The organism is Herpetosiphon gulosus (genome assembly GCF_039545135.1).
GTDB lineage: Bacteria > Chloroflexota > Chloroflexia > Chloroflexales > Herpetosiphonaceae > Herpetosiphon > Herpetosiphon gulosus.
This window is the reverse complement of record NZ_BAABRU010000036.1, coordinates 22,148-28,290: the sequence shown is the minus strand read 5'-3', so window position 1 is coordinate 28,290 and position 6,143 is coordinate 22,148. Positions and strand designations below refer to the sequence as shown.

Below are 6,143 nucleotides of genomic sequence, written 5' to 3'. Positions count from 1 at the left end.
GGGTTGGTCGGCGGTCGTTGGTGCGGGTTTGTGTTTTGCTCGTGGCATGGTATCCCCTTACAAGCCTATTCTGGAAATGCTCGTCTTTGGGTTGGGAACCAAATACACACGCTATTGTACAGTCTCCTGCCCCCGAGTTTTTAGTGCTCCCCATGATGCACCAATTTGGCCAATCGATAGCTGCTCATGCTCCCCAAATGGGCAACAATCGATGTCTGCTCCTCCTTTTTGATCGATCTTCGGTATGGATTAATACTCATTTTTACGCAGTATGGACTATGACCTTTAAAAACACGAATCGTTTCTCTATCCCCTTAAGAAAGATTCCTTGCGACACTCTACTGCTGATACACCGTGTTATCCGGTGTTGAGCGCCTGCCTGAGACGGCAAAGCGGCAACCAGAAACGTCAGCAGGAAGTCCACATGGAATGGAACCCACATCGGAGGCAAACACTACGCTAGAGGGTCTTCATCTACGCCTCGAAAAATAGCAACGACGGGCTTATGATCAAATCCAACAAGCTGATCTGAGAGATACGAGAATTCATCAAGTGAAAGTCCTCCATGCATATATAACCCTGCAAAATACCCATCCCAGACCGCACTTTGGCGTTCGTTAAATGGGTTACCATACTGATAAAGGCTTGCATGCAGACGACCTTCCAGTTCCGCAACCCATTGATAGGTATCATTAACCGCAATGACCGTGATTTGATCGCCAGAACACACTACAGCATCGCCAGGTACGTCCTTGATAGGTGGTAATTGATGGAGAAGGTACGTATATTCTCCTTCTGAGATAATTGTATATTGATACAATCCGATAAGATATCCTCTCCATGCAAGGATGTGTATGTCGGTAACTCCTCGTCCATAACGAATCCGAAATGCAGTAATTTCATTATTCAGTTGTTGCACTAATGGATTAATCATCGAGTAGTATCCTTCTTTCTATTAAGGATTAGGATTATAGGGCATAGAAACATCAAATGGATCGCCAAGAACGCGAATGTGTTGCATTCGATTGAGGCCATTTAGCAGGTTGCAGGTCCATTCGGCGAAAAACGGCCCTAGCATTAATAGTTTTAATGGTGTGGCGTTCGGGAGCACGAATCGTGGGTTTGTGATGAAATGTGAAAGCGTTGTTAATTGGCGATTTTATAACAAGCGGTATGGTCAGTCTGCGGCTGGCCGCACGAATGGTGGTCAACGACCGCTATCGGGATACTCATCGGGATGGGGTAGACGAACAAAGGGGTGCGCACCCCTCGATATGGCCCCATAGCAGCGGTAATTGTGCTGTGCCTCGTTCAATGATTCGATATTTGCCCCACCGCAGTAGTCGGGATGCGCTGATTGCATGGGATCATCTTCCCACCAACAGATGGCGCAGAGATCGTAATGCCCAGGCTCTTCGACGGTGTGATAGCCACAACACGGGCAGGGATAGCGACTCGTATACGGGTACTCCATAGGACACCGATCCTCCACGTCAATCCATGAATCCATTAACGATGGTGGCCACGCTGATAGTGGACAATCATCACCCCATCAACCATTCCGCTACTTACCCAGCAACAAAAAAACCGCGCACGAAGATTAACAACGAGCATAGGAGCAGCAGTCCGCAGATCCCATACCACACACCAGACGGAGCGCGTTTGGAATACTCAATATACCGATACTCGTGATAGATGCAGATCCATGAGCATGGAAGAAAGGGAATCAGCGGAATCAAGGATTTTGTTCCATACGCATTCGGATCATCCATTATTTCCCTGGACACGATGGTCATCCAGTCGTGCATCGGATGGCTGAACAGATCGATTAACACAAAGTAATAGCCGACGATCCCAACGATGATGAACGAGAGAAAGCAGAAACTATTAAAGAGCCGGAGCCGTCTCCGCGAAAGCGGGGATTGATTGGCTGGGACGCGGTAGCTCATACATACGCCTCCATTGCGTGGCTGGTCGATCGGCATACGGGTCGCTAGGGAATCCGAATCGTGCGCACATATAGGACAACGGCGATTGCCGCAAAGAGCAGGGCAAACCGATAGGGCCATGGGAGCAGGGTTGGCGTTCCCCGCCGTTTGACCAGCATCCAGCCATCACGCCCGATGCCAAGCAGCAGACAGAGGAGTGCGAATGACAGCGGGAACACGGCCCAAAGTATGGGACGATCATAATAATACGAAATAATAGCTTCCATGGCGATGTCGTTAATATAAAAACGGAGTTGTATCTGAAATAGCATAACCATCGGCACACACCCACCAACAAGGGCAATCACCATGCGGATGATCATACGCCAGCGATAGGGCGACGGCGACCGATTGGTGTGCTGTTCACACACATTGTGCTGTTCACGCACATCGTGACCCTGTTCATCCTCATCGTAGCCCCTGCTATGATCAAGGCTCTTGGTCTTGGGTTATGGCAGGGGCTACGATGACGACTCGTTGGTTTGCCGATCGCATGACGCGCTATCAGTTGCTGCATACCCACCCCGATTGGTCGAATCGCCAGTTTGCGGTGGCCACCCAGCGCTCACGGGCGGTCAAACGGCTCAAACCCAAGCGGCTCTTGGGCGGCATGATGCCCTTTGAGCAGCTGGTAAACCAGCTATGCGACCAATGTCGGCAGGAACGATTCCGTTTGCGCAACCACCAGCCAGCCCGTACCCGCAAACACTGGCTACGATGAAGATGAACGGAGTCACGATGTGTGTGAACAGCACAATGTGTGTGAACAGCACAGATTGGCGGGAACGTGATAGTCCGGTTCCATGCATACCTCCTTACTCCCCTACCCGCACCAGCCCATCCTTGACCAACTCCACATATTTCGCTCAGGCCGCTCAGCGAGACGCTTTATGACCCTTCATCAACCCCCACCCGCACCAGTCTCCCACCGATGCGATATCATACGCCGGATGGATTGGGTGACGCAACTGAGCGAAGCCCAATCCACGCTGACCAAGCGGCACGCCATGGGCGGTTAATCACACAATGCCAAGATTCCATAGCCGACCCGTGCGTGACCGAGAATCGCATCCATCTGGCGGAAGGGATTGTGCGAACGAGTCGGGTCTGATCCCACCAGCGTGCGACCCGTCATGGAACGATAGGTCTGTTCAAGCAGCAGGCGTGCTCGGGGGATCGCGGTACTTGGGAGCAGCGTATCGTCAAAAAACGACCGGACTCCCAGCTGTTCGGCCTCACACCGCTGCACCCACGGTGTCAAGAGCGTATAGGCACGAACATCCATCTGAGCAAGCAATGGTGGTGGCTCCAGCATGAAATACGCACGATACCGCGCCTCATCTGCTTCTAATAAGGTATCCGCTTGGAGATAGAAATCCAAGGCCATCTGATCCTCCTTCGTGGCATACCGCCCCCAGCTGCAAGGAGTGCTTACTCCCCTACCCGCACCAGCCCATCTTTGACCAGCTCCACCGCACCCGAATCCCAACGCACCTCGACTTGGAGCCAGCCACCCCGCCCCGTGAGCGTGCCCGTGCGGCCATCTTTGGTATGCGTGACTGTTGCCCCAACCTGCGTGATCAGCTCTAAATGGCGCGTAATCAGCGCTTGGTCATTCAGCGAATCAAACGGCTTGGGAATCCAGCGCGAGCCGTCGCGTTTCCACACCAATAAGCCGCGCCGCATCAGCGTAATCCCCGTGGCCACCTGTTCCTCTAAAGTCTCGGCGGCAGCCATCAGCGTTTCGAGTCGCGCAGGCTGGCCGTTTTGGGCTTGCCAGAGTTTCAGCACATCAATCGGGATGGCATCGACCGTCGCCCGCAGCGCTTTCAGCTGCGCTTGAATCTCGGCATGCTCAAGCCCCACCCATTCTGGCTTGCTCATCGGCGTGACCCCGTGAATCGTATCGCGCACTTGGCTGGGACTTTTCCACGCCTCGACCACCAGTGGCACGGTGCTGCCCGTGGGTTCGCCCGTAATCACCCCCAGCTGCACGCGGTCGGGTGGGGCTGCCGAGCCAAGCACGAGCACAATCTGGCCAATCGGCACGACATCCCAGCGATCATCGGGCTGCGGTTTGGGCGGCGCGGCTACGTTTGGCTCGCCTGTGTCCAAGGCCGGACGCGGGGTAAAGACGGTTTGGCTGCCGAGCCGTTTGGTGCGGAAGTGGCTGCGGGCGACACTTAACACCCCCTCGACGATGGGCCGCAAGGTGGGCTGATAGGCCGTGCCATACCAGGCCGCGCCAAGCTCAATCGCCGTCCATGGGCGGGCTGGAATCCCATTCGCCGTGGCAATCGCGTACAAATCGGCCAACGTGGGCGCAGGCTTCAGCGGCGTGGGATCGGCCACAGGCTCGACGACCACGGGCGTTGGCGCAGGCAGCTCAACCCGTTGCCCCGCGTGCAGACTCACGGTCGGCGCACGGCGGGTCAGGGTCACGACATCGCCCGCAGCGGGAATCGCCACCGCCAGCTTTTTGAAGCGGGCCGCGAGGTGACTCAAGGCATCGTGATCGCCATGCACGAGTACGAGTTGTTGTGGTTGCACCAAGCGAATCACCTGTTCCAGTTGGCCCACATCGGCATGGCCCGACAAGCCATAGCGATAGACCGGACAGCCCAGCGTGACCCGTTGGCCATTCAGCGTGATCGTGCCGCCTTGGGTCGCCTTAAGCATGGCCGCGCCAGGCGATTCTTCGTCCTGATAGCCCGTGAAGATAATCGCATTGCGTGGGTCTTGCGCCAGTTTGGTTGCATACAGCGGCGCTGGCCCACCTGTCAACATGCCCGAGGTGCTGATGATAATCGCTGGCTCGTCACTCTGAATCACCCGTGGGCGCATGCCCTGATGCACGGCCAGAACGCCAAAGGTCGGATCGACAAACAGAGGCCGTTGGCTATTGCTCAAGAACTTTTGCAGCGCCGGATGCAGGTCATGGGATTGCTGCTGATAGGCTTCACACACCGCTTTGCACATGCCATCGACATAGATGGTCACAGGCGACACCACGCCAGAGGTGCGAAAGGCTTTGAGAATCAGGATCAACTCTTGCGCCCGCCCGACGGCGAAGGCCGGAATCAGCACCCGCCCGCCGTGGCCAATCACCTGCTGAATCGTGGCCACCACATTTTGCTCTTGGTCTTTGCGCGACTTGTGGCTGCGGTTGCCATAGGTTCCCTCACAAATCATCATATCGACCTGCGGCAGCGTGTTGAGGTCAACGCCCGTGATGGTGCGGTGATGGCCAACCGAAATATCACCCGTATGCAGGACACTGCCCCACGGACTGGTGATATGGAGCATCCCCGCGCCGAGGATATGGCCCGCTGGCAGGTAGGTCACGCTGATTTCTTGATTCGCGGCCACGGGACGCAATTCCTGATGGAAGGCCACCGGAATAATCCGCGCTAGGGTTTCCGTGACCATGGTTTGGTCATACAAGGGCGTTTCCAGTTCGTGCGTGAGGTGTTCCTGTTCCATAATCCGCGCACTGTCGAGCAGCAAAATCCGCATCAGCGCGATCGTGCTTTCGGTGGCATAGATCGGCACGGTGGGAAACAGACTGGCGACGAGCGGCAGACAACCCGTATGGTCAATGTGGGCATGGGTGATCAGGATCGCATCGAGCGGGAAGGCTTTGAGCGCTTCGAGATCCGGCGTGCGCGATTGGCCAGGGCGGGCAGCAGGGCGCATGCCTGCATCGACGAGGATATGGCGCATGCCTAGCTTGAGGATGCCACACGACGCGCCGACTTCTTGCGCGCCGCCAAAGGGGTGAAAACTGATCATGGGGGAAAGCTCCTCTCAAACAAACAGCGATAATTGATTACCTAACTAATCAATCTCTGCCTTCTATGCTAATACGTTGGCGCAATACACTTTTTTGGTGCTGATACATTCGTCTTGCTATCTGTATATTGTGATTTTGTTTTGAGGGTAAACTTGGAGTCCATGTTCCATAGCGCATATAAACAACGTGCTTATCAAGCAACTCTTTAATAAGTGCTACCTCGTTATCAATGAGCGGTTCTATTGTATGATGACTATAAATAACCTCTCGTGCTTCATTGATCTCAATTTCTCTTCGATACTTACGTAAAGCAGCATTGTCAGTGGCCAAAACTACAAATGGCACGATTGTTGTCATGGCTA

General features: G+C 54.6%; 8 protein-coding genes. 1 reads left to right on the top strand and 7 read right to left on the bottom strand.

Going from position 1 to position 6,143, the window contains the following annotated elements; translation table 11 throughout:
* Positions 1-454: 454 nt before the first annotated feature.
* From ABEB26_RS24860 to ABEB26_RS24845, 4 genes are all read right to left on the bottom strand, one after another.
* Entirely contained in the window at positions 455-934 is a 480-nt protein-coding gene (locus tag ABEB26_RS24860; protein ID WP_345724790.1) for a hypothetical protein, read from the bottom strand.
* A gap of 273 nt (positions 935-1,207) precedes the next feature.
* A complete protein-coding gene (locus tag ABEB26_RS24855; RefSeq protein WP_345724789.1) occupies positions 1,208-1,474 on the bottom strand; it encodes a CPCC family cysteine-rich protein in 267 nt (88 codons plus the stop codon).
* A gap of 94 nt (positions 1,475-1,568) precedes the next feature.
* On the bottom strand, positions 1,569-1,949 hold the full coding sequence (locus ABEB26_RS24850) for a hypothetical protein (RefSeq protein ID WP_345724788.1): 381 nt from the start codon (positions 1,947-1,949) through the stop codon (positions 1,569-1,571).
* A gap of 44 nt (positions 1,950-1,993) precedes the next feature.
* The gene (locus ABEB26_RS24845) at positions 1,994-2,377 is read right to left on the bottom strand and encodes a hypothetical protein (protein WP_345724787.1); all 384 of its coding nucleotides are present in this window, start codon (positions 2,375-2,377) and stop codon (positions 1,994-1,996) included.
* Between the two features lie 77 nt (positions 2,378-2,454).
* Between ABEB26_RS24845 and ABEB26_RS24840 the strand changes: the two genes are divergently transcribed.
* Entirely contained in the window at positions 2,455-2,709 is a 255-nt protein-coding gene (locus ABEB26_RS24840; protein ID WP_345724786.1) for a hypothetical protein, read from the top strand.
* A 294-nt stretch (positions 2,710-3,003) separates the two neighbouring features.
* On the opposite strand, the gene ABEB26_RS24835 is transcribed toward ABEB26_RS24840, so the two are convergent.
* The 3 genes from ABEB26_RS24835 to ABEB26_RS24825 are packed head-to-tail and all read right to left on the bottom strand — an operon-like array spanning position 3,004 to position 6,126.
* The gene (locus ABEB26_RS24835) at positions 3,004-3,375 is read right to left on the bottom strand and encodes a hypothetical protein (RefSeq protein ID WP_345724785.1); all 372 of its coding nucleotides are present in this window, start codon (positions 3,373-3,375) and stop codon (positions 3,004-3,006) included.
* Positions 3,376-3,419: 44 nt separating this feature from the next.
* A complete protein-coding gene (locus tag ABEB26_RS24830; RefSeq protein ID WP_345724784.1) occupies positions 3,420-5,780 on the bottom strand; it encodes an MBL fold metallo-hydrolase in 2,361 nt (786 codons plus the stop codon).
* Positions 5,781-5,829: 49 nt separating this feature from the next.
* Positions 5,830-6,126, bottom strand: coding sequence for a hypothetical protein (locus ABEB26_RS24825; protein ID WP_345724783.1), 297 nt, complete (start codon positions 6,124-6,126; stop codon positions 5,830-5,832).
* Positions 6,127-6,143 lie beyond the last annotated feature (17 nt).